Here is a 22,875-nt window from a genome sequence, read left to right on the forward strand (position 1 = left end):
GTGATTCCCGTTGTTTTAAAGGACTTCCACATTGCCGCACACCGAGATCGCCTGTCCCGAGATGCCGCTGCCCGCGGGCGAACAGAGAAAGAGCGCGGTGGCCGCGATTTCCTCGGGCGTCGTCATGCGGCGCAGCGAAATCTTCTCGAGATACTGCTTCTCCATCTCTTCATAAGAGAGGTTCAACTGCTTCGCGCGCGCGGCGATCACGCGCTCGATGCGCGGCCCTTTCACGACGCCCGGCTGGATCGCATTGACGCGGATATTCGACGGCCCCAGCTCGATCGCAAGGCTCTTCGTCATCCCGACGACGGCCCACTTCGTCGCTGCATACGGCGTGCGGAACGCATAGCCGAGGCGTCCCGCCACCGAAGACAGCGCGATGATCGTCCCGCCGCCATGCGCGCCGCGCAAGAGCGGCACCGCGCGGCGCGCGAAGTAGAACTGCGCGTTGAGATTGACCTCGATGGTCTCTTCCCACTCGTTCACGTCGATCTCTTCGATGCCGCCTGTCGGCCCCGCAATGCCCGCGTTGTTCACGAGCACATCGAGCCCGCCGAGTTCGCTTTGCACATCGGCGAACACGCGCTCGACGGCATCCTTGTCCGATACATCCGCGAGCGTCGACGTGATCGCGTTGCACTCCGCGCTCGCTTCGGCCTGGGTCAATGCATCGATCGCTTCGGCGCTCGCATCGCAGACGTGCACGCGCGCGCCGGCATCGACGAACGCGCGCGCCATCACGAGCCCGATGCCCGATGCGCCGCCCGTGATGAGCACGCGCAAGCCCGCGTGCGGTTTCAGCATCTGAAGAACCGTCATGCCTGTCTCCGTTGTTGTCATGCTCAGGCGCTTTCTTGCACGCCGTCCTTATTGCTCGCCTGAAGCCTTTCGCGCAGGTCCGCGGCCGCATCGCCGATGTCTTCCTCGATGCCGGCGCGCGCGCCTTCGCCGTCGCCGCGCCAGAGCGCTTCGACGATATGTCGATGCGCCTTCATCGAACGGCGCATGTGGGGAATGTCGGGAGCGACGAGATTGAGGAACGGGCCGATGCGCATCCAGAGGTTCTGGATCGTCGCGAGCGTGAGATCGCTCGCGCCGCGCGTATAAATGGCGACATGGAATTCGAAGTTGCTGCGCAGATACGCGGGGGCATCGCCCGCTTCGACGTGCGCGTCCATTGTGTCAAAGATCGCCTGGAGCGCTTCGAGATGCGCGCGCGTCATGCGCGATGCCGCACGCTTCGCGACCGCGCCTTCCAGCGCGATGCGCACGTCGCGCAACTCTTCGAGCAATTCGGGCGTCATCGGCGGGACCATCAGCGCGCGGCCGGGGCCGTCGATCAAGGCGCCTTCCGCCTGCAGGCGCGTGAGCGCGGCGCGCACCGGCATCGTCGAGGAGCCGACTGCCTCGGCCACGCTGCGCAGGCTCAGCAATTGTCCGGGCGCGAAGCGGCCCGTCATGATGGCCTGCTTCAGTTGCGCATAGACGCGACCGGCCATCGTTTCGCGTGCAACCAGTTCGAGCGCGGGTAAGTCCGTAGTCGTCCGTGCCGCCACCTCTGCCTCCGTTCTTTCGTTCGGCCGCTGCGATGCTTTCGGAATCGTGTGACCTGTGATCACATCCGGATGGCTAGAGTTTCGGACGCGCGACGATGCGAGTCAACCGCGAATCGCTAGGTGAAAACGCTCAGCGCGGATTACTCGAATCGTCCCTGCACGGCTCGTTGAATCTCCGCGAACGCGACCGGCTTCACGAAATGATGATCGAAGCCCGCGTCCTTCGAACGCTGCCGATCATGCGCCTGGCCGTATCCCGTCACCGCGATCAGCAATGCGTCGGCGGTGGCGGGCCGCGAGCGCATCTCGCTCGCGAGACGATAACCGTCCATGCCCGGCAGGCCGATATCGAGCAGCACGATCTGCGGCGCGAAGGTATCGGAGAGTGCGAGCGCTTCGGTTGCGTCGTGGGCCGTGCGTACGTCGAAGCCGTCCGCTTCGAGCAGAAGCGCCATCGCCGTGGCCGCGTCCACGCTGTCATCGACGATCAGCACGCGCTTGCCGCTCGCCACGCTGACCGGCACCTCTCCGGCGCCATGCAAGGCAACCTGAGCATCCTTCGCGAGCGGCAGCCACACGACGAACTCGCTGCCCGTCTGCGGCCCGGCGGAAAACGCCTCGATGCGACCGCCCTGCAACTCGACGAGCGTCTTCGCGAGCGGCAAGCCGATGCCGAGCCCGCCCTCCGAGCGCTCGAGCGAGGTCTCCGATTGCACGAAGAGATCGAAGATATGCGGCAGCATGTCATGCGCGATGCCGATGCCGTTATCGCGCACGACAATGCGCACTTCATCGCCGAACTGGTCGGTCGCGATCGCGATCTCGCCGCCTTCGAGGCTGTACTTCGAAGCATTCGACAACAGATTGCCGAACACCTGCGCGAGCCGCACGCTGTCGCCGACGATATAGAGCGGCGCATCCGGCAAGTTCACCGTCAACGTATGGCGCTTTCTTTCGAGCGCGGGCTGCACGGTCTCGATCGCCGCCGCGATGGCCGCCGCGAGATCGACCGTTTCCTGACGCAGCGTGATCTTGCCCTGCGTGATGCGCGCGACGTCGAGCAGATCGTCGACGAGACGGCTCAGATGCCGCACCTGCCTGTCGATGATCGCGCGGACCGTCGCGAAGTGCTGCGCGGACGGCTCGCGATCGGGATCGAGCAGATCGACCGCATTGCGGATCGGCGCCAGCGGATTGCGCAGCTCGTGCGCGAGCATCGCGAGAAATTCGTCCTTGCGGCGATCCGCTTCGCGCAGCAGCAACTCGGCGGCCTTGCGCTCGGAGATATCGTTGACGATGCCCGCAATGCGATACGGCCGCGCGGGATGCCCCGCCGCGCCGCGCACCTGGAACGCGCGCTCGGCGACCCAGCGCGGCCCGCCGCTCGCACGCATGATGCGATATTCGACCTGATACGGCGTGCCGTTGGCGAGCAGATGACGATAGGCTTCGGCGACATGATCGCGGTCGAGCGGAAGAATGTCGCCGGACCAGTGATCCGGTCCCGGCGCGGGCAGGGGCGCGCCGCCGCCGGTATCGAAGAGATGCGTGTAAGCCGGGCTCACGTAGAGCAATGCGTTCGATGCGGGGTCGAGCATCCAGAACACATCGTCGATATTCTCTGCAAGCTGGCGAAAGCGCTCTTCGCTTTCACGCAGCGCGTTTTCCGCGAGCCGCACGCGCAGCAGCGCGCGCACGTGCGCGATCAGCTCGGCGGGTTCGACAGGCTCGGTCAGGTAACTATCCGCGCCGCCTTCGAGACCGCGAATGCGGTCGAGACTGTGCACCGCCGCCGCCGATGTCTGCAACACGAGCGTGCTCGCGGTTTCCGGCGATGCCTTGATCTGCCGGCACACTTCGAGCCCGTTGATGTCGGGTAGCTTCACGTCGAGCAGCACGAGGTCGGGCGCTTCGGCGCGCACGCGTTCGAGCGCTGCGGTGCCCGTCGCCGCTTCGATCACGTTGAAGCCCGCGCGCGACAGGATGCGCGTTTTCGCATAGCGGGCGCCGTCGTTGTCGTCGACGTTGAGGATCAGCACCTCGTTCCAGTCGCTTGTCATGATGGTCGTCCCTTGCCGGTCACTGCATTCAGGACGCCCGGCAGCTCGTCGCCGCCGACCGGCTTCTCGATGAACGCGGCCGCGCCCAGCGCCTCTGCTTCATCGCGATCCTCGCCTTCTCCGAGCACGACGATCGGAATGCTGCGCGTCGCGGCCTGCGCGCGCAGCGCGGCGAGCCAGATCCACGCTTCGGACGGCGCGGGCCGCACCGCGAGCAGCAACGCCGCAGGCTGCGTGCGCGCGAGCAGGCGGCCGGCTTCGTCGAGCGTCGCGGCGCTCATCGCGCGATACGGCGAGTCGCGCAACGCGGCCTCGCAGTCGAGCCGCTCGATCGGATTGCTCGCGACGATCAGCACGGCGGGCCGCGTGTCGCTTGCCGCATGATGCATCGCGTCGAAGTCCGCGCCGTAATGCGCGGGGATCGTCGCGCTGAAAACCGAGCCGCGCCCGGCTTCGCTCGTGAGCGAGACGTCGCCGCCGAGCAGCTTGCAGAGCTTGCGGCACAGCGGCAAGCCGAGCCCCGTGCCCTTCACGTATTGCTGCAGCCGGTTCTCCACTTGCCCGAACTCTTCGAACACCACTTGCTGATGCTCGGGCGCGATGCCGATACCCGTATCGGTGACGGAGAACGTGATGAGCCGCCGCGCATCGTCATAATTCGCGGCAACGCGCACCTCGCCGCGCTCGGTGAACTTGAGCGCGTTCGACACGAAGTTGCGCAACACCTGCGCGACCTTCGCTTCGTCGGTGCGGATGGGCGGCAAGCCTTCGCACGCTTCGAACACGAGCTCCACCGCGCCGCCCGGCGACAGCGGCCGCAGCATGCCGCGCAGCGCCGAGAACAAGGTATCGACTTCGAATTCCGCGGGACGCACCTCGATTTTGCCCGCCTCGATCTTCGCGAGATCGAGCAGGTCGTCGACCGTCTCCGACAGATCTTCCGCCGCCTTGCGGATGAAGCGCACCTGCTTCTCCTGCTCCTCGGTCAGCTCGCCGTCGATGCGCTCAAGCAAGAGCTTCGAGAGCGCGCGAATCGACGAGAGCGGCGTGCGGAACTCGTGGCTCATGTTCGACAGAAAGCGCGACTTCGATTCGTCCGCGCGGCGCAGATGATCGGCGCGCGCATCCAGCTCCGCATAGAGCGCGACGACGCCGCGATTGGTGTCCTCCAGCTCGCGCGTGAGACGCGTGAGCTCTTCCTGACGCTCGCGCAGATCGGCGAGCGCGGCGATCAGCTCGCGATTCTGACGCTGCAGCTCGGCGGCCGTGTCCTCGCTCGACTGACGCGAGAGCACCTCCTTCACCGCCTGCATCTCGCAGAGCGCGGAATCGGGCAAGGACTTCGCGAGCGAGATGGACGTCGCGCCGCCGGCTTCATCGGCGATCGCGCACTGGTCCATCAGCCGGTGCGCCGCGAGCAGGCCGAGCGCGGCTTGCGAGTCGTCGTTGCGCATCGCGCGCAGCCGCTCGCCCGCACCGGCGCCCGCCAGAAAACGCACGACGAAGCGCGGCGGCCGCATGGCGTCATCGACGAAAAATTCCGCGCGCGCCGCCTGCCCCGCGCTCAACACCGTGCGCGCGGCTTCGAGCACGGACGTGGAAATGCGCGTCTGGTCCTGCGGCGAGAAGCCGAGCGCGGCGCTCGCATCGCGCGCCTTCACGCGGGCAGTGACAATATCGCGCTCGTCGTCGATAGTCATCGCGTAGAGCGGCAGCGTCATCATGCGTCTCCGGTGACGCGCGCGACGAACACGGTGATGTCGTCGCGTCCGCGCGAGAAATCACGATACAGCACCGCCGCGACGAGCGCCGGATGCCGCGTGGCCAGCCCCGGATAGCGCGCGAGATCCCAGCGCGACGTGAGCCCGTCCGAATGCAGCACGACGAGCGCGTTGCGCGGATACGGCACGTCGAACAATTGCGCGCGGCGCGTTGCATGCCCGACGATACCGCTGTGCGACACGAGATGCTTGTGCGTCCCTTCGGTCCACACGCTCGCCGAGATATTGCCGATGCCCGCGAACGTGACCGGCGTGCCCGCCATCGACGCGAACGCCGGCATGCGCGCGATGCCGACCGCCGCGCCACGCGTCGGGCGCAGCGCATCGTTGGCGGCGTCCATGATGCGGTCGAGCGCGAGACCGCCGTTCGCGGCGAGCACCTTTGCTGCTTCGATCGCGGCGACGTTGGCGAGCGGGCCGTGGCCGAGGCCATCGGCGACGAGCACGGTGAACTCGCCCTCGTTCGCGTGGCACGCCCAGGCATCGCCGCACACGGTTTCGGTTTGCAGCGGCAGATTCACGACGCCGTACGTCAGGTGCGGCGCGGGCATGTTCGCCGCGCCCGGCACGTTCCAGAACAGGACGCGCAGCACCGTGCCGAGCCCCGGCGCGCTCCAGATATCGAGCTCGTCCGACAGGCGCTCGATCGCGCCCATGCCGTTGCCGGGACTGCCCGCCGTCGTATAGCCGTCCTCGAAACAGCGATGCAGATCGTGGATGCCCGGCCCGTTGTCGACGCACAGCACTTCGATGCCGTAGCGAAGCGCCGCGCCCGCGTTCGAATCGACGAGCGGCCGCACCAGCAGCTCGCCGCGTTGCGCATGCTTCAGCAGATTGGTGCCGCATTCGGTGACGACGATCGCCAGTTCGCCCGCGACGGTCTCGTTGAAACCGAGCCCGCGCGCGAGTTCGCCGATCGAACGCCGCGCATAGGCGATCTGGCTCGCCTCGGCGATCTCGTAGCGCTGCTGCGCGGCCATCGATTCCTTCAGTACGGTTTCCATTTGGTGATCGAAACGTGCGTGCCTTCGCCCGGCGCCGAGCGGATATCGAACTCGTCGCACAGGCGCTTCGCGCCACCGAGGCCAAGGCCGAGACCGCTGCCCGACGTAAAGCCATCCGACAGCGCGCGCTGGATATCCGGAATGCCGGGACCGTTGTCGACAAATTCGAGTTTGAGCCCGCGGCGGCCATTGCGCTCGACGAGATAGCAATGCACGTCGCCGCCGCCGCCATAGATGAGCGTGTTGCGTGCCAGCTCGCTCGCCGCCGTCACGAACTTGGTCTGATCGATGAGCGACAGGCCCTGCGCGACCGCCTTTTCGCGCACGAACTGGCGCAGCCGCACGATCTGCTCGTCGGAGCGGATCGGCAGCGTGTCGGGCGGCGACGATGACGTCGGCGCGGCTGTGGAGTTGAAGATCGTCATGGAGTCGTTCGCATGCGGCCGTCAGACCGTGCCGCCCCTTGCGAGGAGCGCCATGCCTTTCTCCACGTTGAGCGCGGTGCGCACGCCCGACAGCGTGAGGCCGAGCTCGACCAGCGTGATCGCGACCGAAGGCTGCATGCCGACGACGACCGTCTCGGCATCGAGCACGCGCGCCATCGCCGCCGTGTTGCCGATCATGCGTCCGATGAACGAATCGACCACGTCGAGCGAGGAAATGTCTATCAGCACGCCGCGCGCGCCGTCCTTGACGATGCGGCTCGTCAGATCGTCCTGCAGCGCGAGCGCGAGCCGGTCGTGCATGTCGACCTGAATGGTGACGAGCAGGAGCTTGCCCATCGTGAGAATCGGAATGCGTTCCATCGATTATGGTCCCGTTCAGTCGCGTTGCGTTCGTTGCGTGCTTCGAATGGCGGGAAGCGGCGTCATTCCGGTTGCAGCGAATCGAAGGCGTCGTTGGAACGGCCTGCGCGCGACGCGTCCTGAAGCGCCGCCGTCACCGACTTGCCCGTGCGCTGCAACGCGACGACGAAAGCCGCCGCGAGCGTCGCCTTGGTCGTGACGTTCGAGAGGTTCACGCCGAGATGCACGATGGTCTGCGCGATCTGCGGGCGAATGCCGCTGATGATGCAGTCCGCGCCCATCAGCCGCGCTGCCGCGACGGTCTTCAGCAGATGCTGCGCGACGAGCGTATCGACGGTCGGCACGCCGGTGATATCGATGATCGAAATGGACGCGCCCGTCTCGACGATCTTCTGCAAGAGGTTTTCCATCACGACCTGCGTGCGCGCGGAATCGAGCGTGCCGATCAGGGGCAGCGCGAGGATGCCGTCCCACAACTGCACGACGGGCGTCGACAGTTCGAGCAGTTCCTGCTGCTGGCGCACGATGACCTGCTCGCGGCTCGCCTGGAAGACTTCGGTCGTGTAGAGACCGAGTTCGTCGAAGAGCGTGCTGATCATCCAGGTGAGATCGGCGAGCGTGGCCGCGTCGTTGCCGAGCGAATCGCGCAGGCGCGTGAACAGCGGCTGCTTGAGCGAGAACACGAACATCGCGGTCTCGGCGGGCGTGAATCCCTGACGCGCGCGCTGCGCGGACATCTCCGCGAGGAACGCGCGCACATCCTGCCACGCGAGCGCTTTGAAATCGATGCGCTCGGTGGAGCCGAGCGCCGTGACCATCAGCGAGACGAACTGCGCGAACTGATTGCGAAGCTCCGCTTCGCCGACGAGCCCGCGCCGCGACGCGATCGCGTGCTGCTGCGTGAACCATTCCGCGAGCAATTGCTCCTGATTATTCGTGAACAACTGGGCAAGCCGAATTCCGCCGACCATTTCCATGCCGAGATCCTGTGCGAGTGATGTTTTTTGGGCTCCAAGCCCCGGACGTAGGTTTTGTTGCGCTGCCGCGAACGTTGTCGAAATAAAGCAACGCAAGGCGCTCGGAATGTAGCACGCCATCCCAAAAATCGACAGCCGGAAACCCCTTGTAGTGCAAGGCTTGCGCGGATTATTTCGCCTGCTGTTCAGCCAGGTATGACGAATCGGCAATTGCTGCCGATCGTTCGTTCGCGGCTGGGCAAAGACCGGTCAAATATCCTGGCGAAACGCGTGCGTTTCTAACGCGAGAGCAGGAATAGTTCGAGTGCCTGGAGGCTGATCGGTTTCAGCAGGAAGCCGTCGAAGCTGGTTTCGCCGCTGCTCGCGACGAAATCGGTGTGGCCGGTCATCGCGATGATGCGCGCGCGGCTGCTCGGCCCGGCCGCGCGGATCGCGGTGCAGATCTCGCGGCCGTCGGCGTCGGGAAGCGTGATGTCGAGAAAGATGCTGTCGAAATGCTTGCTCGATGTGAGCGCGAGGCAGCCGGCGCCGTCGTGCGCGACGGCCGCGGTGTGACCCATTCCGCTTGCGATGTCGACCAGAGTCTCGATGCAGGCGTGGTTGTCGTCGACGAAAAGCAGGTTCATCGTGACTGGCTCCGTTTCGACGGAAGGACGCATACGTCCCGAGCGACGTGTGGGACAGTGTAGTGCATCGCCGATGCTGTTCACGCTTTCATTCCGTCAGCGGCGAGGCTTTGTCCGCGTTGTGCTGGATCGGCCTGCAATGCCGCGTATAGCAGCGCGAATATTTTTTTGGGTAGCGCGCGGTGCAATACTCGGGCGACCGACTCGAACCGTCATCCGACCCGCCGGAGCGCACATGGCCCAAACGATCCATCCCGTCGACGAAGTGCTGCCCATCGGCCAGATGCTCGCGGTCGGCATCCAGCACGTGCTCGTGATGTACGCGGGCGCGATCGCGGTGCCGCTCATCATCGGCGCGGCGCTCAAGCTGCCGAAGGATCAGGTCGCGTTTCTCATCAGCTCGGATCTCTTCGCGTGCGGGCTCGTGACGTTGGTGCAGTGCATCGGCGTGTGGAAGTTCGGCATCCGGCTGCCAGTCATCATGGGCGTGAGCTTCGCGCCGGTCGGCCCGATGGTCGCAATGGCGTCGTCCGGCGCGGGCCTGACGGCGATCTTCGGCGCGACCATCGCGGCGGGCGTGTTCGCCATTCTGATCGCGCCGTTCTTCGGGCGGCTGATGCGTTTCTTTCCGCCCATCGTCACGGGCACGATCATTCTCACGATCGGCATGACGCTCTTTCCGGTCGCGATCAACTGGGCGGGCGGCGGACGCGGCGCGGCGAATTTCGGCGAACCCAGGAACCTGATGATCGCGGCCATCGTGCTGCTCGCGATTCTGCTCATCAATAAGTACATGAAGGGCTTCATCGCGAACATATCGGTGTTGCTCGGCATGGCGATCGGTTTTGCCATCGCGCTGCCGCTCGGCTTCGTCGATTTCGCGGGCGTGGGTCAGGCCGCGTGGTTCGCGCCGGTGCGCCCGTTCGCGTTCGGCATGCCCACCTTCGATATCGCGGCCATCGCATCGCTGTGTCTCGTGATGGTCGTGATCATGGTGGAATCGCTCGGCATGTTTCTCGCGCTCGGCGATCTCGCGATGCGGCCCGTCTCCCGTATCGATGCGACGCGCGGATTGCGCACCGATGGGCTCGGCACGGTGATCGGCGGCATCTTCAATACATTTCCGCATTCGTCGTTCTCGCAGAACATCGGGCTCGTGGGGATTACGGGCGTGAAGAGCCGCTGGGTCGTCGCGGTGTCCGGCGTGATCCTGATTCTGCTCGGGCTGCTGCCGAAGCTGTCCAATCTGATCGCTTCGATACCGGTTGTCGTGCTCGGCGGCGCGGGCATCGCGATGTTCGGCATGGTGGCCGCGACCGGCGTGAAGATCCTGAGCAAGGTCGATTTCGACAGCAAGAACAACTTGCTCATCATCGCGATCAGTCTGGGCGTGGGCGTGATTCCGCTTGCCGCGCCGTCGTTCTTTGCTCATATGCCGGCGTGGGCCGGGCCGCTCACGCATAGCGGGATCACGCTTGCAGCGGTGTTCGCGATCCTGCTCAATGCGCTGTTCAATCGCGGACGCGATGCCGGCGACGTGGAAAAGGAAATCGCCGCGGAGATACCGCTGAGTCTGCGGCATGGCGACGTGGACGTGCGCGATTGACTAAGCTCGTGCGATTTGTGCGGTTTGCGCACGAACCCGGACATCGCAAACCCACTAACATACGAGGAACCCGAAAGCCGCCCGAGATCCATGCGCGAAGTCCTCTGGTTCCTCCTCGCCGCGATGGCCCTTTGCTACGCCTTCGCCCTCGCGGGCCTCTACTGGCTGCAAGGAAGGCTGGTGTATCCGCTCGAACAGATCGAGGCCTTCAAGAATGCCGAACTGGAAGAACGCACCGAAGCGGTGAGCATAAGAACGGAAGACGGCCTCGACCTGACGATGCGCTACAAGGCGCCGCCGAATGAAGCCGCCCCCACCGTCATCCTCTTTCACGGCAACGGCGAAGACCTCGCCCAGCGCGGACATATTGCGCTGGAGATGATCGAAGCGGGCTACGGCGTGCTGCTCGCCGAATATCGCGGCTACGGCGGCAATCCGGGCACGCCCCGTGAAGCCGGCCTCTATGCCGATGCCCGCGCCGCCTACGCATACGCCGCGGCGCGTTCGAAGCACATCGCGGTGCATGGCTATTCGCTCGGCTCCGGCGTGGCGGTGCAACTCGCGAGCGAAGCGAAAATCGCCGCGCTGATGCTCGAAGCGCCTTTCACGAGCATCGTCGATGTCGCCGCGAAGCGCTTCTGGCTCTTCCCCGTGCGCCTGCTCGCACGCGACCGCTACGAGAGCCTGTCGAAGATCGCGACGATCGATGCGCCGCTTCTCATCTATGGCGGCACGAAAGACGGCGTGATCCCGCCCGAGCATTTCCAGCGCCTCTTCGACACCGCGCGCGGCGACAAACGTATTGCGCTCATCGAAGACGCCGACCATCTCGATGTCTGGACGATGGGCGGCCGCGAGCACGTCATGCCATTCCTCGCCTCGCTACAAGCCACGCGAGACACGATGCAAGCCTAGGCGTCGGCCTTCTTGCGGCTGCGCCCGAGCTTGAGCGTCACCCACGCCGGCGCATGATCGCTCGCATGCGGCTCGCCGCGCACCCATTTGTCGACGCCCGCGCTTTCCAGTTTCTTCGCCAGGTCCTTGCTGAGCAGAATGTGATCGATGCGCAAGCCCGAATTCGTCTGCCAATGGTTTCGAAAGTAATCCCAGAACGTATAGATGCGCTCATCGGGAAACTTCTTGCGCAATGCATCCGTCCAGCCCTGAGCGAGCAGGTCCGCATAGGCCGCGCGGCTTTCGGGTTGAAGCAACGCGTCCTTGAGCCATGAGCGCGTGTTGTAGATGTCTTCATCGGTGGGCACGACGTTGTAATCGCCCGCGAGCACAACGGGATGGCCGCTATCGAAAAGCGCCTTCGCGTGCGCGTTGAAGCGTTCGAACCACGCGAGCTTGTAATCGAACTTCGGGCCCGGCTGCGGATTGCCGTTCGGAAGATAGAGACAGCCGATCAGCAAGCCGCCCACGGCCGCTTCGATATAGCGGCTATGCGTATCGTCCTCGAAGCCGGGAATCCCGCGCCGGCTGAGAACGGGATCGGCGCCTTTCGCGAGGATCGCCACGCCGTTCCACGATGCCTGTCCATGCCATAGCGCGCCATAGCCCGCGTTCGCGATCGCATCGGCGGGAAACTGCGCGTCCGTCGCTTTCAATTCCTGCAGGCAGGCGATATCGGGAGACTCGCGTTCGAGCCATTTCAGCAAGGCGTCGAGGCGCGGACGGATGCCGTTGATGTTGAAGGTCGCGATTTTCACTCGGCGTCTCTCCATCGGTGGACCGGAATCGATCGTACACGCGTCGCAGATTGCGTGCCGCGTGGGGTGTGAAGACGTCGGAATAGGCGGATTTCTAATTGCCAACCGTCAGTGCTTTTGGCTTAAAGGTTTGCACGCATTCTTCCCACAATAAAACCCCGCTACGTTTTCGCCCGTTGACTCCCCGCGAATCCGCCTTGTGACCGCTGCTCATGGGCGGGTTTCATTAAACCTTTTTCGAAGGTGAATCGATGAAAGATTTCACGGGTCGTGAGACCGCTCGCCTCGACGACAAGACGGATCACGGTGGCGTCGTCGATATGATGTTAGACGTAGCGCGTACAAAGTTGCGCGCGCATTAGCATGAGGAAAATTAAATGGTAATGGCAGCACCACTTATTCCCGCTCTTCTGGAGGCGGCTGGGACGGCGATCGCGACCGCTTGGACGGCTTTCGTATCGTCAGGCGCAGCTACGGCCGTTGCAGTAAGCGGAACCGCCACAGTGGTCATTCTTAGCATTCCGGAAGACAGCGCGAAGGGTAAGGACAAGGCAGAGACGCACGTGAAGACGCGCACGCGGAAGCGCGAGTGCAAGTGTCCCCCTGATAAGGGCTTCTTAGGACCGGTCAAGCATTCCATGCCTGAACTCTCGGCGAAATATCAACAATTCGTGACCGGCTTCCCTCCCGGCATGGAATGGATCTTCTTCGGGCGGGATTTTGATGGCTTCCAATCCAGCGGCTGCCTCTTGCAAGAAGCAAAGGCCGACTACGACCAGTTCATGATGGGGCCGGGAAGGGTCAAGTCGTGGTGGACTGGAACAGACGGCGCTATTCGGCAAGCTGGCGCACAGAATGCGATAGCTGTCGAGAATCCTCCGAGCAGGTTGCGTTGGTATTTCATGACGCCCATGTTCTTTGAATGGTGTACTGAACAGTTTCTATTATCAGGATACACGATAGAAACAGAGCTAAAATCAATGTAGTACGTATATCTCAAGCCAATAGACCAATATAATGAAAGACTTTGATATACAGCTTGTTTTGATTTTTCGCGGAGCGGAAGAAGCCCTTCCGCCTGCGCTGGAGCGGTGTCAACAGGCCTACTTATTCGCCGGTCACCTTCAAAAAGTCGGCTTTCCGATGGAGCGGTGGTTACTAAAAGCTTCCTCCAGGAAGGCCGCTTTGCTCCATCGAGCGTTCGGTGAGTCGGGCCCATCGTCTGAGTTCGTAACAATGGCGCAGAGGGACGACACGGAGAGGGCCGTGAGTTCCGAATCGGTTTGGAATGGGGCGGAAGGTGTTCACGCCTCAGACTTCGCGCTGCGGTTCAACCTCAATGGTCTCTGCCATATTCAGCTCAATGCAGAGAACCCCGCTGAACTATCCTGGTTTCATGCGATCGCTGAACTCATTGAATCACTTCTAGAAGTTTGGCCCGCGCGATTGATTCAGGTCGGATCGAGCAACTATCGAATTGGGAAGAGAGTCTTCCCCGATCGTCCCGGCGTCGGCTGGATGCTCTATCTGCCGCGCCGGATCGAGCATGAGCAGGTTCCAGAGGCCGCAATGATTCGCCACGTCAAGGACCCGAACGGCACTGAGGGGACCATCATCATCAGCGTCATAGATGAACCGTTTGACGCCGACAACGCGGAGCATGTGAGAGTCGCAAACGCGCTTGAAATTCGGTTGGCCGATCAGGGGCTCTTGCCGCGATACGCGGACCTCTAACCTTTGAGCAACATCGACCCGCCATAAACGGGCCATTCTCCATCGGCCTTCCGATTCATCGCGGGCTAATGTTCCTGACGAGTCAGTCGAAGGAAAGACATCGAGCGCCTACTTCTTCTCGCTGTCGAGGTGGGCCATCTGCACGGCCTCGTAGCGATCGCCCGCCGCCGCGCCCTTCGGCACCGCGGCTTCGATCGCGGCGAGCTCGTCCTTCGTGAGCTTCGCATCGAGCGCGCCGAGCGATTCCGTCAAACGATCGCGACGGCGCGCGCCGATGACGGGAACGATGTCATCGCCCTGCCCGAGCACCCATGCAATCGCGATCTGCGCGACGCTCACGCGCTTCGCATCGGCGATCCTGCGCAATGCATCGACGAGCGCGAGATTGCGTTCGACATTGCCTTGCTGAAAGCGCGGGCTATTCGCACGCCAGTCTCCCGATTGCGCGGCGTCCTTGCTCCAGTGCCCGCTGATCAATCCGCGCGACAGCACGCCATATGCCGTGATGCCGATGCCGAGCTCACGGCACGCGGGCAGAATCGCATCCTCGATGCCGCGCGAAATCAACGAATACTCGATCTGCAGATCGCACACGGGATGCACCGCCGCAGCCTTGCGGATCGTCGCCGCGCCGACTTCCGAGAGGCCGACATGACGCACATAGCCCGCTTTGATCATGTCGGCGATGGCGCCCACGGTATCTTCTATCGGCACGTTCGCATCGAGCCGCGCGGGGCGATAGATGTCGATATGCTCGACGCCCAGCCGCTGCAACGTGTAAGCGAGCGCGTTCTTCACGGCAACGGGACGCCCGTCGAACGCGATAAAGTTGCCCGCCGGATCGCGCATGCCGCCGAACTTCACGCTGAGAATCGCCGAATCGCGGCGCGACGGCGGCGCGCTTCTCAACGCCTCGCCGATCAACATCTCGTTGTGGCCCATGCCGTAGAAATCGCCGGTATCGAGCAGCGTGACGCCCGCTTCGAGCGCGGCATGAATCGTCGCGATGCTCTCGGCGCGATCCGACGGCCCATACATGCCCGACATGCCCATGCATCCGAGCCCGATGGCCGACGATTGCGGTCCGGTCTTTCCGAGTCTGCGTTGTTCCATATTCGTTCTCTCCTGAAGGACATGCGCCGTGAATCCCGGCGATGGAGAGGATTATGTGAGCAAAGTACGCGTGCGATAATCCGCCTCAATGCGAATGGGCTGTGCGCCGAGGCGAACAATGAGCGAACCGGATCTGTCGGATCTTCACGCGTTTCTGGCCGTCGCGCGCACGCGCGGCTTCAGGCAGGCGGCGCTGTTGCGCGGCGTGTCGGCGTCATCGTTGAGCGAGGCGGTGCGCAGGCTCGAAACGCGTCTGGGCGTGCGCCTGCTGAATCGCACGACGCGCAGCGTCACGCCGACGGAAGCGGGCGAAAGACTGATCGAGCGCCTCGCACCCGCGTTCGCGGAGATTGCGGGCGCGCTCGATGCGGTCAACGGCTTTCGCGACAGCCCGACCGGCACGCTGCGCCTGAACGTGCCGACCATCGTGTCGCGCGAAGTGCTGCCGCCGATCATCGCGCGCTTTCTCGCGGCGCATCCGGGCATCACGCTGGAGTTGAGCGCGAGCGATAACTTCATCGACGTGCTCGCCGCCGGTTTCGATGCGGGCATCCGCTACGACGAGCGCATCGAGCGCGACATGATCGCGGTGCCGATCGGACCGCGCATGCAGCGCTTCGTCGCGGTTGCCGCGCCTTCCTATCTCGCGATGCACGGCGAGCCCAAGCATCCGCGCGAACTCGTGAATCACGCGTGCATCGGGCACCGCTTCGAAAGCGGCGTGCTGGCGGTGTGGGAATTCATGCGCGGCAAGGACGTGATACGCATCGTGCCGCAAGGGCCGCTCGTGACGTCGTCGATCGAGACGAGCCGCGCGTGCGCCATCGCCGGACTCGGTCTCGTCTATACGTTCGATGAGTTCGTGCGCGAGGCCATCGACAGCGGCGCGCTCGTGCCGGTGCTCAAGCCGTGGTGGCAAAGCTTCACCGGCCCGCGGCTCTACTATCCGAGCCGCGCGCACATGCCGGGGCCGTTGCGCGCGTTCATCGATTTCATTCGCGCCGGGAACGACGCAGAGCAGTAATCGCCGCTTATTGCTGCACGCCCCAGCGACGCACCGTTACGCGCTCGACGGTATCGAACACGAGATGCTCGACCGCCAGCCCGATCACGATGACCGCGGCCAGCCCCGCGAACACGCGATCCGTGTAAAGCTCGTTGCGATTCTGGAAGATGTACCAGCCGAGGCCGCCCTTGCCCGAGCTCGCGCCGAACACGAGCTCCGCCGCGATCAGCGTGCGCCACGCGAACGCCCAGCCCACGCGCAGGCCCGCGAGTATCGACGGCAACGCGGCGGGCACGAGAATCAGCATCACGTGACGCATGCCATTCAAGCCGTAGTTGCGGCCCGTCATGCGCAAGGTCGCGGGCACCGCCTGAAAGCCGGCATACGTGTTGAGCGCGAGCGGCCACAACACCGAATGCACCAGCACGAACAACAGGCTGCCGGTACCGAGGCCGAACCACAGCAGCGCGAGCGGCAGGAGCGCGATGGAGGGCAGCGGATTGAACATCGCGGTGAGCATCGAGAGGATGTCGCGGCCGATGCGCGTCGATACCGCGAGCGATGTCAGCACGAACGCGAGCGCCGCGCCGAGCGCGTAGCCGCGCAGCAGCACCGACATCGATATGCCGATCTTCTCGATCAGCTCGCCCGACGCAATGCCCTGCGCGAACGCGACGAAGGTCGCGCTGAAGGTCGGCAGCAGAAGATCGTTGTCGACGGCGCGCGCGGCGATTTCCCATAACGCGATCAGCACGATCGCGATGATCGTCTTGCGCAGCCACGAGCGATCCGCGAGCCGCTTGGAAAGCGGCAGCGGCGCGTCATGTTCGATACCGGCGGGCGCCGCGGGCGTGACTTCGTATTCGGGCCGCACCGGCGGCACGATCAGATGCGGCGTGCTCAAAGCGCTGCCTCCTCTTCAAACAACAATCGGTGAATGCGGGCCACGCTCTGCTGAAACTCGCCGCGCCCGAGGCTTTCCTGCGTGTATTGATGACTGTTCAGCTCCGCGCGCACGCGCCCCGGATGCGGCGTCAGCAGCAGTATGCGGTTGCCGACGATAAGCGCTTCTTCGATCGAATGCGTGACGAACAACAGCGTGAAGCGCTCGTCGCTCCACAGGCGCAGAAGCTCTTCCTGCATGCGGCGTCGCGTGAGTGCATCGAGGGCAGCGAAGGGCTCGTCCATGAGCAGCACGCGCGGCTGCATCGCGAGCGCGCGCGCAATGGCGACGCGCTGCTTCATGCCGCCCGACAACGTGTGCGGATAGGCATCGGCGAATTTGGCGAGACCGACCTTGTCGAGATAGTGCAGCGCGCGCTCGCGTGCTTCGGCGCGGCCGAGCTTGCGCGCGGCGCGCAGCGGAAAGGCCACATTCTGCGCGACGGTCTTCCACGGCGGCAGTTGATCGAATTCCTGAAACACGACGATGCGATCCGCGCCCGGTCCGCGCACACGCTCGCCGCCGATCTCGATGCTGCCCGCGACGGGCTCGATGAAACCGGCGACAGCCTTGAGCAGGGTCGACTTGCCGCAACCCGAAGGCCCGAGCAGCACGAAGCGGTCGGCGCCGTAGATATCGAAGCTGACATCGTGCGTCGCGCGCACGAGACGCTCCGGCGTGCGGTATTCGAGCGTGACGTTCTTCGCGCTCAGAAGCTTGGCACTCGTCGCGATGTTGCTTTCGGCGTCGCGCGAATAAAGCGCTTGGGGATTGGCGGCCATGTTCGATATGCTGGATTGCAAACGCTCACGATACCGGCGCTGAGCGTGCGAGCGAACCAATCAATGCGCATATCCAATTCGCGCTCGCCGATAAGCGCCCTTCCCCGATTCCGCGATTCAGCTGCCGTCCTTTGTCGCCGGATCGCTGAAAAAGTAGTCCTGCCACGACTTCGGCTCGTTTTTGATCACGCCGACGCGATGCATGAATTGCGCGAGCGCGAACGTGTTCTGCGGCGCGACCTTGAATTGCACCGACGGGTCCTTGATCACCTTGACGAGCAGATCGCGATCTATCTTCGCGTTGTTCACGCGCAGATAAATATCGGCGGCCTGCTCCGGATGCTGCGTGATATAGCGCGCGGCATCGGCGAGACCGGCGACGAACGCGCGATACGTCTTCGGATTCTCGCTGCGGAATTTTTCGGTCGCGTAGAGCACCGTCGCGGAACTGGGGCCGCCGAGCACGTCGTATGAATTGAGCACGATATGCGCCTTCGGATTGCCCGCGAGCTCCTGCTGCTGAAACGGCGGATTGCCGAAGTGCGCGTTGATCTCCGTGCCGCCCGCGATGATCGCCGCGGCCGCATCGGGATGCGGCACCGCTTGCGTGAGCTTGTCGAGGCGGTTGTACTCCTTATCGCCCCATTGCTTCGCCGCCGCGTATTGCAGGACCCGCGACTGCACAGACACGCCGACCGCCGGCACCGCGATGCGATCCTTGTCGGTGAAATCGGCGATGGTCTTCACGCGCGGATCGTTCGATACGAGGTAATACGGAAAATTGCCGAGCGACGCGACGCCCTTTACGTTCTGCCGCCCGTGCGTGCGGTCCCAGATCGTCAGTAAAGGTCCGACGCCCGCGGCCGCGATATCGACGGAGCCGGATAACAACGCATCGTTGACGCTCGCGCCGCCCGAGAGTTTGGCCCAATCGACCTTGATTTCGAGCCCTTCCTTCTTGCCTTCCTGCTCGATGAACTTCTGATCGCGCGCCACATTGAGCAGCAGATACACCACGCCGAATTGCTCGGCAATGCGCAGTGTGCCCTCGGCATGCGCGCTCGCCGACGTAATGCCGAGCGACACCGCGAGTGCGGCGACGAGCGCGCGCGCGGCGCCCTTCCCTGTTCGAGAATGCATCGAAAAACCCCGTGAATTAAGGAATATTCTGCGTGTTAGAAAGGCGCGTCGCCTTCGATGGTCGTGCGATACAGCTTGCGGCGCTGATCGTCGGGCGTGCCCGCCGCGAGATGCATGACCGAGCGGTTGTCCCAGAACACCATGTCGCGCTCGCGCCATTGATGGCGATAAACGAACTCGGGCCGCGTGCTGTGCGCGAAGAGTTCCGCGAGCAAGGCGCGGCTCTCGTCTTCGGGCAGGCCGATCACGCGCGTCGTGAAATGCTCGCTGACGAAGAGCGCGCGGCGCTTCGTCTCGGGATGCGTGCGCACGATCGGATGCGTCACGGGCTTGACCTGCGCAATCTGCTCCGCCGAAAGATTGGGCCGCCACGGACTGCGCTTTTGCAACTCGGCGTATTTGGCGAGATACGTATGCTCCGCGACGCGGCCTTCGACTGCATCACGCAAATGCGCGGGCAACGTGTCCCACGCGAGATGCTGGTTCGCAAACAGCGTGTCGCCGCCGAGAGCGGGCAACTCCTGCGCGTGCAGCATCGAGCCGAGGCTCGGCGTCTCTTTGTACGACAGATCCGAGTGCCAGAAATGACCCGCGTCGCCGAGGCCGATAGGCTTGCCGTTCTCGACGATGTTCGACACGATCAGCACTTCCGGATGCCCCGCTAGCCCGAACTGATGCAGCACGTGAATCTGCAGCGGGCCGAAGCGCCTGCTGAACGCGACCTGCTCGTCAGGCGTGATGCGCTGATCGCGGAACACGAGCACGTGATGATCGAGATGCGCGCGATGAATGCGCGCGAAATCTGCTTGCGACAGCGGCTTCGACAGATCGAGGCCGATCACTTCGGCGCCGAGCGGCGCGTCGAACTTGCGAATCTCGATGGGTTGATCGGCGGCTTCTTTGGCTGAAGCGAGTGCGGGATGGAGGGCGGTCTGAATCGTCACGGTCGAATCGATCACAATCGATAGCTTCGGGGAAGCGATCAATCTAACGCGCGGCGGTTCGGGCGGCAACCAAGCATCTGATCTTTGGTTATGTGCCGAAGCGATAAAGCCGGTTCGGAAGCGTGAATGATGGGAAAGCTCATTCGCCCGCGATATCGAACGGCAATTCGACCTGCACCGGCTCGACGAACGCGCTCTCATCGCGCCCGGCGAGCGCGCTCACTCTCACGCCGAGCAGCCTGATGCGCCGGTCGAGCACGATGCGCTTCAGGCATTCCGTCGCGGCGCGGCGAATCTCGACGGGATCGGCCGTCGCAACGGGAATGGTCAGATCGCGCGTCACGGTGCGGAAGTCGTCGAAGCGCAGCTTGATGCCCACCGTGCGCCCGACATAGCCCTTGCGCTGCAAGTCCTCGGCGACGCGCGTGCACAGCCCCGTGAATTCGGCGGACAAGGTGGCGCGATCCTGCTTCGGATGAAAGTCGCGTTCGAAGGTCGTCTCGCGGCTCATCGACTTGGGCGTCGAGCTCACGACGACCGGCCGCTCGTCCTGCCCCTGCGCAATGCGCGCGAGCCACGCGGCATAAGTGCCGCCGAAGTGCGTCTGCAAAAGCCCCGGATCGGCGGCGGCGATGTCCCCCACGGTGGCGATGCCGAGCGCCGCCAGCTTCTCGCTCGCCTTCGGCCCGATGCCATTGACCTTGCGCGCGGCGAGCGGCCAGATGCGCGTGGGCAGGTCGTCCATCGTGAGGATGGTGAGGCCGTCGGGCTTGTCGAGCTCGGAGCCGATCTTCGCGAGCAGCTTGTTCGGCGCGATGCAGATGGAGCACGTGAGGCCGGTGGCGTCGCGCACAGCGTCCTTCATCCTTTTGCCGATATCGGCGGACGTTTCGGGCAGGTCGCTCACGTCGATATAAATCTCGTCGATGCCGCGGTTCTCTATCTGCGCCGTGAAAGTCGCGATGGCGGCCTTGAAGAGACGCGAGTAGTGGCGGTACGAATCGAAATCGGTGGGCAGGAGGATCGCGTCGGGCGCTAGCTGCGCGGCCTTCATCATGCCCATCGCGGAGAAGACGCCGAACTTGCGCGCCTCGTAGGTGGAGGTGGTCACGACGCCGCGGCCCGCGTAGTCGCGCAGGCGTCTGAAGCGGCGCGTGCCGTCGGCAAGCGTTTTGGGCGTGGCGCTGCGCCCGCCGCCGACCACGACCGGCTGGCCGCGCAGTTCCGGGTAACGCAGCAGTTCGACGGACGCGAAGAACGCATCCATGTCGAGATGGGCGATGCGGCGCAAAACAGAGGGCGGAGACGGCGCGTCCATCGGGGAAATCAGAACGCCGCCGCGCGAGCAGGCGCGCTCAGGGCGAACTCGACGGGAATGAACGCACCAAACATGCTGAGCCGTGCCGCCAGGCGAAGAAAAATGGCTTACTGTACATCCATACAGTAATTCGCGCTAGAGCCTTTGCGCGCATGCGATGGCCGCCTCACTCCGGCGTGCGCTTTTCCGCGAGCGCGCGACGGCAATCGTCGAAGACTTGCCGCACGACATCCGATTGATAGTTGAGATCTTCGCTGTCGAGAATTTCCTCGACGGCAGCGCGCGCCCAGTCCGCTTCGAGCAGCGCGCAATGCTGCGTGGCGATCTCGCGCGCGATGGCCGCGAGCTTCGCGACCGTGAGCCAGTCCGCGAACCGCTGATGCCGGTCGAGCCATTTGTGCGCGGCCTGCACGTGGAACGCGGGCGCCGGCCAGTCGCCATTCAGGTAGTACGCGCCGAGGCTGCCGCACGTGAGCCAGCAAAGCAACTCGACGCGGTCGCGGGCACTGAGGGTACGAGATACATCGTTCATGGCGGCCTTCGAAGACGATCGACGAATGCGGCGGCGGGTGCTGCTGATAAGCACGGCGTTCCGTATGAAACCCGTATAAAACAAAGATAGCACGGGATGGTGCGGCGCGGCAGTGCCTACCCGCGGCGGGTTCCGTTGCACGGTGCGTTGGCGAACGCTTCGTCATGCCGAAGACGAGCATTGCGCGTGCCGCGTGTCTTCGCAGAGCGCTCATTCGCCTCTAATTCGCGCGGCATAACCTGATTTCCGTCGGCCAGATGCACAGATGCACAGGCCATCTTTCAATGACGGGAGCACATCATGTTTGAACGTCTTTCGAAATCCCTCGGCAGCTTCTTTTCCACGCACGATGCCACCGACGACTACCTCGCCTCGTCGAGCGATCTCGCCGATCTCGAACGCCGCATGCGTCAGGTGGAAACGGAGGATCACGACTACAGCATGTACTTTTGCGGTGCGCTCGGCAGGCATCACAGCGAGCAATGAGGCGCGCCGCCCCTGCAACGTGCGCGGCTTCGCCCGCGCTACTTCGTTTCCTCGCGGCCCGCCTGCCCGAGCATCACGGTCCAGCCGAGCCCGCGCACGTTGCGAATCACGCCCGCGCCGAATTTCTTGCGCACCGAATGGATGAGCACGTCGACCGCATTGCTCTCCACTTCCTTGCCCCAGCCGTACAGACGGTCTTCCAGCTGATCGCGCGAGAAGATCGTCCCGGGACGTTCGAGCAGCGCATGCATCAGCGCGAACTCGCGCGCGGACAGCACGCCCGAATTCTCCCCGCACGTGAGCGTGCGCTGATCGAGATTGAGGCTCAACGAATCGTCGCCGAGACGCGAGACCGCGTAGCCCGCCTTGCGCCGCAGCACCGCGCGGATGCGCGCGAGCAGCTCGGGCATGTCGAAGGGCTTCAGCAGATAGTCGTCCGCGCCGAGATCGAGGCCTTGCACGCGCGTGTCGAGATCGTCGCGCGCGGTGAGGATCAGCACGGGTGTCGCGTTGCCCGCCGTGCGCGCCTGCCGCAAAAGCTCGATGCCGGTCATGCCCGGCAAGCCGAGATCGAGCAGCACGACGGTGTACTCGGCGGCGGCTATCGCCTCGCGGCCCGCGTTGCCGTCGCGGACCCAGTCGACGGCGTAATCGGCATCCTTGAGCGCACGCATGAGGCTCGTGCCGATCTGCACGTCGTCTTCGATCAGAAGAATTCGCATGTTCCACCCCGCACCCGGCGAGAA

General features: G+C 64.0%; 24 protein-coding genes. 6 read left to right on the plus strand and 18 right to left on the minus strand.

From position 1 onward, the window contains the following. Window positions 1-15: 15 nt before the first annotated feature. The 9 genes from AC1Z32_RS32995 to AC1Z32_RS33035 form a co-directional block, all read right to left on the minus strand. On the minus strand, window positions 16-822 hold the full coding sequence (locus AC1Z32_RS32995; RefSeq protein WP_483483008.1) for an SDR family oxidoreductase: 807 nt from the start codon (window positions 820-822) through the stop codon (window positions 16-18). 23 nt (window positions 823-845) lie between these two features. Beyond that, window positions 846-1,502 carry a GntR family transcriptional regulator gene (locus tag AC1Z32_RS33000; RefSeq protein WP_483483372.1) on the minus strand — a complete coding sequence of 219 codons (657 nt, stop codon included), beginning with the start codon at window positions 1,500-1,502 and terminating at the stop codon, window positions 846-848. Between the two features lie 197 nt (window positions 1,503-1,699). Continuing rightward, window positions 1,700-3,619, minus strand: coding sequence for a hybrid sensor histidine kinase/response regulator (locus AC1Z32_RS33005; protein WP_483483009.1), 1,920 nt, complete (start codon window positions 3,617-3,619; stop codon window positions 1,700-1,702). Next, window positions 3,616-5,343: an ATP-binding response regulator gene (locus AC1Z32_RS33010; protein WP_483483010.1), complete on the minus strand. Its 1,728-nt coding sequence runs from the start codon at window positions 5,341-5,343 to the stop codon at window positions 3,616-3,618. Before AC1Z32_RS33010 ends, AC1Z32_RS33005 begins: the two co-directional genes overlap by 4 nt. Further along, on the minus strand, window positions 5,340-6,404 hold the full coding sequence (locus AC1Z32_RS33015; RefSeq protein WP_483483011.1) for an ATP-binding SpoIIE family protein phosphatase: 1,065 nt from the start codon (window positions 6,402-6,404) through the stop codon (window positions 5,340-5,342). Before AC1Z32_RS33015 ends, AC1Z32_RS33010 begins: the two co-directional genes overlap by 4 nt. Continuing rightward, on the minus strand, window positions 6,389-6,829 hold the full coding sequence (locus tag AC1Z32_RS33020) for an anti-sigma regulatory factor (RefSeq protein WP_483483012.1): 441 nt from the start codon (window positions 6,827-6,829) through the stop codon (window positions 6,389-6,391). The genes AC1Z32_RS33015 and AC1Z32_RS33020 overlap by 16 nt, the downstream gene beginning before the upstream one ends. A 21-nt stretch (window positions 6,830-6,850) precedes the next feature. Continuing rightward, window positions 6,851-7,210, minus strand: coding sequence for an STAS domain-containing protein (locus AC1Z32_RS33025; RefSeq protein ID WP_483483013.1), 360 nt, complete (start codon window positions 7,208-7,210; stop codon window positions 6,851-6,853). Window positions 7,211-7,272: 62 nt separating this feature from the next. Then, on the minus strand, window positions 7,273-8,187 hold the full coding sequence (locus tag AC1Z32_RS33030; RefSeq protein ID WP_483483014.1) for an STAS domain-containing protein: 915 nt from the start codon (window positions 8,185-8,187) through the stop codon (window positions 7,273-7,275). 278 nt (window positions 8,188-8,465) lie between these two features. Beyond that, entirely contained in the window at window positions 8,466-8,813 is a 348-nt protein-coding gene (locus AC1Z32_RS33035; RefSeq protein ID WP_483483015.1) for a response regulator, read from the minus strand. Window positions 8,814-9,048: 235 nt separating this feature from the next. Here AC1Z32_RS33035 and AC1Z32_RS33040 point away from each other — a divergent pair, with 235 nt between their 5' ends. Both AC1Z32_RS33040 and AC1Z32_RS33045 read left to right on the plus strand, forming a co-directional pair. Further along, entirely contained in the window at window positions 9,049-10,419 is a 1,371-nt protein-coding gene (locus AC1Z32_RS33040; RefSeq protein ID WP_483483016.1) for a nucleobase:cation symporter-2 family protein, read from the plus strand. A gap of 90 nt (window positions 10,420-10,509) precedes the next feature. Next, window positions 10,510-11,334, plus strand: a complete 825-nt coding sequence (locus AC1Z32_RS33045) for an alpha/beta hydrolase (RefSeq protein WP_483483017.1) — start codon at window positions 10,510-10,512, stop codon at window positions 11,332-11,334. On the opposite strand, the gene AC1Z32_RS33050 is transcribed toward AC1Z32_RS33045, so the two are convergent. Further along, window positions 11,331-12,146: an exodeoxyribonuclease III gene (locus AC1Z32_RS33050; protein WP_483483018.1), complete on the minus strand. Its 816-nt coding sequence runs from the start codon at window positions 12,144-12,146 to the stop codon at window positions 11,331-11,333. The genes AC1Z32_RS33045 and AC1Z32_RS33050 overlap by 4 nt on opposite strands. Before the next feature lie 362 nt (window positions 12,147-12,508). Between AC1Z32_RS33050 and AC1Z32_RS33055 the strand changes: the two genes are divergently transcribed. Next, window positions 12,509-13,117, plus strand: a complete 609-nt coding sequence (locus AC1Z32_RS33055; protein ID WP_483483019.1) for a Tox-REase-5 domain-containing protein — start codon at window positions 12,509-12,511, stop codon at window positions 13,115-13,117. Window positions 13,118-13,397: 280 nt separating this feature from the next. After that, window positions 13,398-13,865 (plus strand): Imm52 family immunity protein, encoded by a 468-nt coding sequence (locus AC1Z32_RS33060; RefSeq protein WP_483483020.1) that lies wholly within the window; start codon window positions 13,398-13,400, stop codon window positions 13,863-13,865. A gap of 108 nt (window positions 13,866-13,973) precedes the next feature. On the opposite strand, the gene AC1Z32_RS33065 is transcribed toward AC1Z32_RS33060, so the two are convergent. Continuing rightward, window positions 13,974-14,978 carry an aldo/keto reductase gene (locus AC1Z32_RS33065; RefSeq protein WP_483483021.1) on the minus strand — a complete coding sequence of 335 codons (1,005 nt, stop codon included), beginning with the start codon at window positions 14,976-14,978 and terminating at the stop codon, window positions 13,974-13,976. A 118-nt stretch (window positions 14,979-15,096) separates the two neighbouring features. On the opposite strand from AC1Z32_RS33065, the gene AC1Z32_RS33070 reads away from it, so the two are divergent. Beyond that, window positions 15,097-16,002 (plus strand): LysR family transcriptional regulator, encoded by a 906-nt coding sequence (locus tag AC1Z32_RS33070; protein ID WP_483483022.1) that lies wholly within the window; start codon window positions 15,097-15,099, stop codon window positions 16,000-16,002. Window positions 16,003-16,009: 7 nt separating this feature from the next. Here AC1Z32_RS33070 and AC1Z32_RS33075 read toward each other — a convergent pair whose 3' ends face one another. From AC1Z32_RS33075 to AC1Z32_RS33100, 6 genes are all read right to left on the minus strand, one after another. Then, window positions 16,010-16,888, minus strand: a complete 879-nt coding sequence (locus AC1Z32_RS33075) for an ABC transporter permease (RefSeq protein WP_483483023.1) — start codon at window positions 16,886-16,888, stop codon at window positions 16,010-16,012. Then, a complete protein-coding gene (locus tag AC1Z32_RS33080) occupies window positions 16,885-17,709 on the minus strand; it encodes an ABC transporter ATP-binding protein (RefSeq protein ID WP_483483024.1) in 825 nt (274 codons plus the stop codon). The genes AC1Z32_RS33075 and AC1Z32_RS33080 overlap by 4 nt, the downstream gene beginning before the upstream one ends. Window positions 17,710-17,826: 117 nt before the next feature. Beyond that, window positions 17,827-18,849, minus strand: a complete 1,023-nt coding sequence (locus tag AC1Z32_RS33085; RefSeq protein ID WP_483483025.1) for an ABC transporter substrate-binding protein — start codon at window positions 18,847-18,849, stop codon at window positions 17,827-17,829. A 35-nt stretch (window positions 18,850-18,884) separates the two neighbouring features. After that, window positions 18,885-19,793 carry a TauD/TfdA dioxygenase family protein gene (locus tag AC1Z32_RS33090; RefSeq protein WP_483483026.1) on the minus strand — a complete coding sequence of 303 codons (909 nt, stop codon included), beginning with the start codon at window positions 19,791-19,793 and terminating at the stop codon, window positions 18,885-18,887. A gap of 139 nt (window positions 19,794-19,932) precedes the next feature. After that, window positions 19,933-21,111: a DNA polymerase IV gene (gene dinB / locus AC1Z32_RS33095; RefSeq protein WP_483483027.1), complete on the minus strand. Its 1,179-nt coding sequence runs from the start codon at window positions 21,109-21,111 to the stop codon at window positions 19,933-19,935. A gap of 166 nt (window positions 21,112-21,277) precedes the next feature. Further along, window positions 21,278-21,643 (minus strand): hypothetical protein, encoded by a 366-nt coding sequence (locus tag AC1Z32_RS33100; RefSeq protein WP_062608500.1) that lies wholly within the window; start codon window positions 21,641-21,643, stop codon window positions 21,278-21,280. A gap of 300 nt (window positions 21,644-21,943) precedes the next feature. On the opposite strand from AC1Z32_RS33100, the gene AC1Z32_RS33105 reads away from it, so the two are divergent. Further along, complete coding sequence (locus tag AC1Z32_RS33105; protein ID WP_483483028.1) at window positions 21,944-22,129, plus strand: DUF3563 family protein; 186 nt, start codon at window positions 21,944-21,946, stop codon at window positions 22,127-22,129. Window positions 22,130-22,167: 38 nt separating this feature from the next. Here the strand turns inward: AC1Z32_RS33105 and AC1Z32_RS33110 are convergent, their stop codons facing one another. Next, window positions 22,168-22,851 (minus strand): response regulator transcription factor, encoded by a 684-nt coding sequence (locus tag AC1Z32_RS33110; protein WP_483483029.1) that lies wholly within the window; start codon window positions 22,849-22,851, stop codon window positions 22,168-22,170. Window positions 22,852-22,875 lie beyond the last annotated feature (24 nt).

Source organism: Caballeronia sp. 11_S32, assembly GCF_056930355.1.

What these genes read in the sequence shown, in the direction of transcription:
- AC1Z32_RS32995 (WP_483483008.1), bottom strand. Translation starts at nt 822, where the DNA reads ATGACGGTTCTTCAGATGCTGAAACCGCACGCGGGCTTGCGCGTGCTC.
- AC1Z32_RS33000 (WP_483483372.1), bottom strand. Translation starts at nt 1,502, where the DNA reads ATGGCCGGTCGCGTCTATGCGCAACTGAAGCAGGCCATCATGACGGGC.
- AC1Z32_RS33005 (WP_483483009.1), bottom strand. Translation starts at nt 3,619, where the DNA reads ATGACAAGCGACTGGAACGAGGTGCTGATCCTCAACGTCGACGACAAC.
- AC1Z32_RS33010 (WP_483483010.1), bottom strand. Translation starts at nt 5,343, where the DNA reads ATGATGACGCTGCCGCTCTACGCGATGACTATCGACGACGAGCGCGAT.
- AC1Z32_RS33015 (WP_483483011.1), bottom strand. Translation starts at nt 6,404, where the DNA reads ATGGAAACCGTACTGAAGGAATCGATGGCCGCGCAGCAGCGCTACGAG.
- AC1Z32_RS33020 (WP_483483012.1), bottom strand. Translation starts at nt 6,829, where the DNA reads ATGACGATCTTCAACTCCACAGCCGCGCCGACGTCATCGTCGCCGCCC.
- AC1Z32_RS33025 (WP_483483013.1), bottom strand. Translation starts at nt 7,210, where the DNA reads ATGGAACGCATTCCGATTCTCACGATGGGCAAGCTCCTGCTCGTCACC.
- AC1Z32_RS33030 (WP_483483014.1), bottom strand. Translation starts at nt 8,187, where the DNA reads ATGGAAATGGTCGGCGGAATTCGGCTTGCCCAGTTGTTCACGAATAAT.
- AC1Z32_RS33035 (WP_483483015.1), bottom strand. Translation starts at nt 8,813, where the DNA reads ATGAACCTGCTTTTCGTCGACGACAACCACGCCTGCATCGAGACTCTG.
- AC1Z32_RS33040 (WP_483483016.1), top strand. Translation starts at nt 9,049, where the DNA reads ATGGCCCAAACGATCCATCCCGTCGACGAAGTGCTGCCCATCGGCCAG.
- AC1Z32_RS33045 (WP_483483017.1), top strand. Translation starts at nt 10,510, where the DNA reads ATGCGCGAAGTCCTCTGGTTCCTCCTCGCCGCGATGGCCCTTTGCTAC.
- AC1Z32_RS33050 (WP_483483018.1), bottom strand. Translation starts at nt 12,146, where the DNA reads ATGGAGAGACGCCGAGTGAAAATCGCGACCTTCAACATCAACGGCATC.
- AC1Z32_RS33055 (WP_483483019.1), top strand. Translation starts at nt 12,509, where the DNA reads ATGGTAATGGCAGCACCACTTATTCCCGCTCTTCTGGAGGCGGCTGGG.
- AC1Z32_RS33065 (WP_483483021.1), bottom strand. Translation starts at nt 14,978, where the DNA reads ATGGAACAACGCAGACTCGGAAAGACCGGACCGCAATCGTCGGCCATC.
- AC1Z32_RS33070 (WP_483483022.1), top strand. Translation starts at nt 15,097, where the DNA reads ATGAGCGAACCGGATCTGTCGGATCTTCACGCGTTTCTGGCCGTCGCG.
- AC1Z32_RS33080 (WP_483483024.1), bottom strand. Translation starts at nt 17,709, where the DNA reads ATGGCCGCCAATCCCCAAGCGCTTTATTCGCGCGACGCCGAAAGCAAC.
- AC1Z32_RS33085 (WP_483483025.1), bottom strand. Translation starts at nt 18,849, where the DNA reads ATGCATTCTCGAACAGGGAAGGGCGCCGCGCGCGCGCTCGTCGCCGCA.
- dinB (WP_483483027.1), bottom strand. Translation starts at nt 21,111, where the DNA reads ATGGACGCGCCGTCTCCGCCCTCTGTTTTGCGCCGCATCGCCCATCTC.
- AC1Z32_RS33100 (WP_062608500.1), bottom strand. Translation starts at nt 21,643, where the DNA reads ATGAACGATGTATCTCGTACCCTCAGTGCCCGCGACCGCGTCGAGTTG.
- AC1Z32_RS33105 (WP_483483028.1), top strand. Translation starts at nt 21,944, where the DNA reads ATGTTTGAACGTCTTTCGAAATCCCTCGGCAGCTTCTTTTCCACGCAC.
- AC1Z32_RS33110 (WP_483483029.1), bottom strand. Translation starts at nt 22,851, where the DNA reads ATGCGAATTCTTCTGATCGAAGACGACGTGCAGATCGGCACGAGCCTC.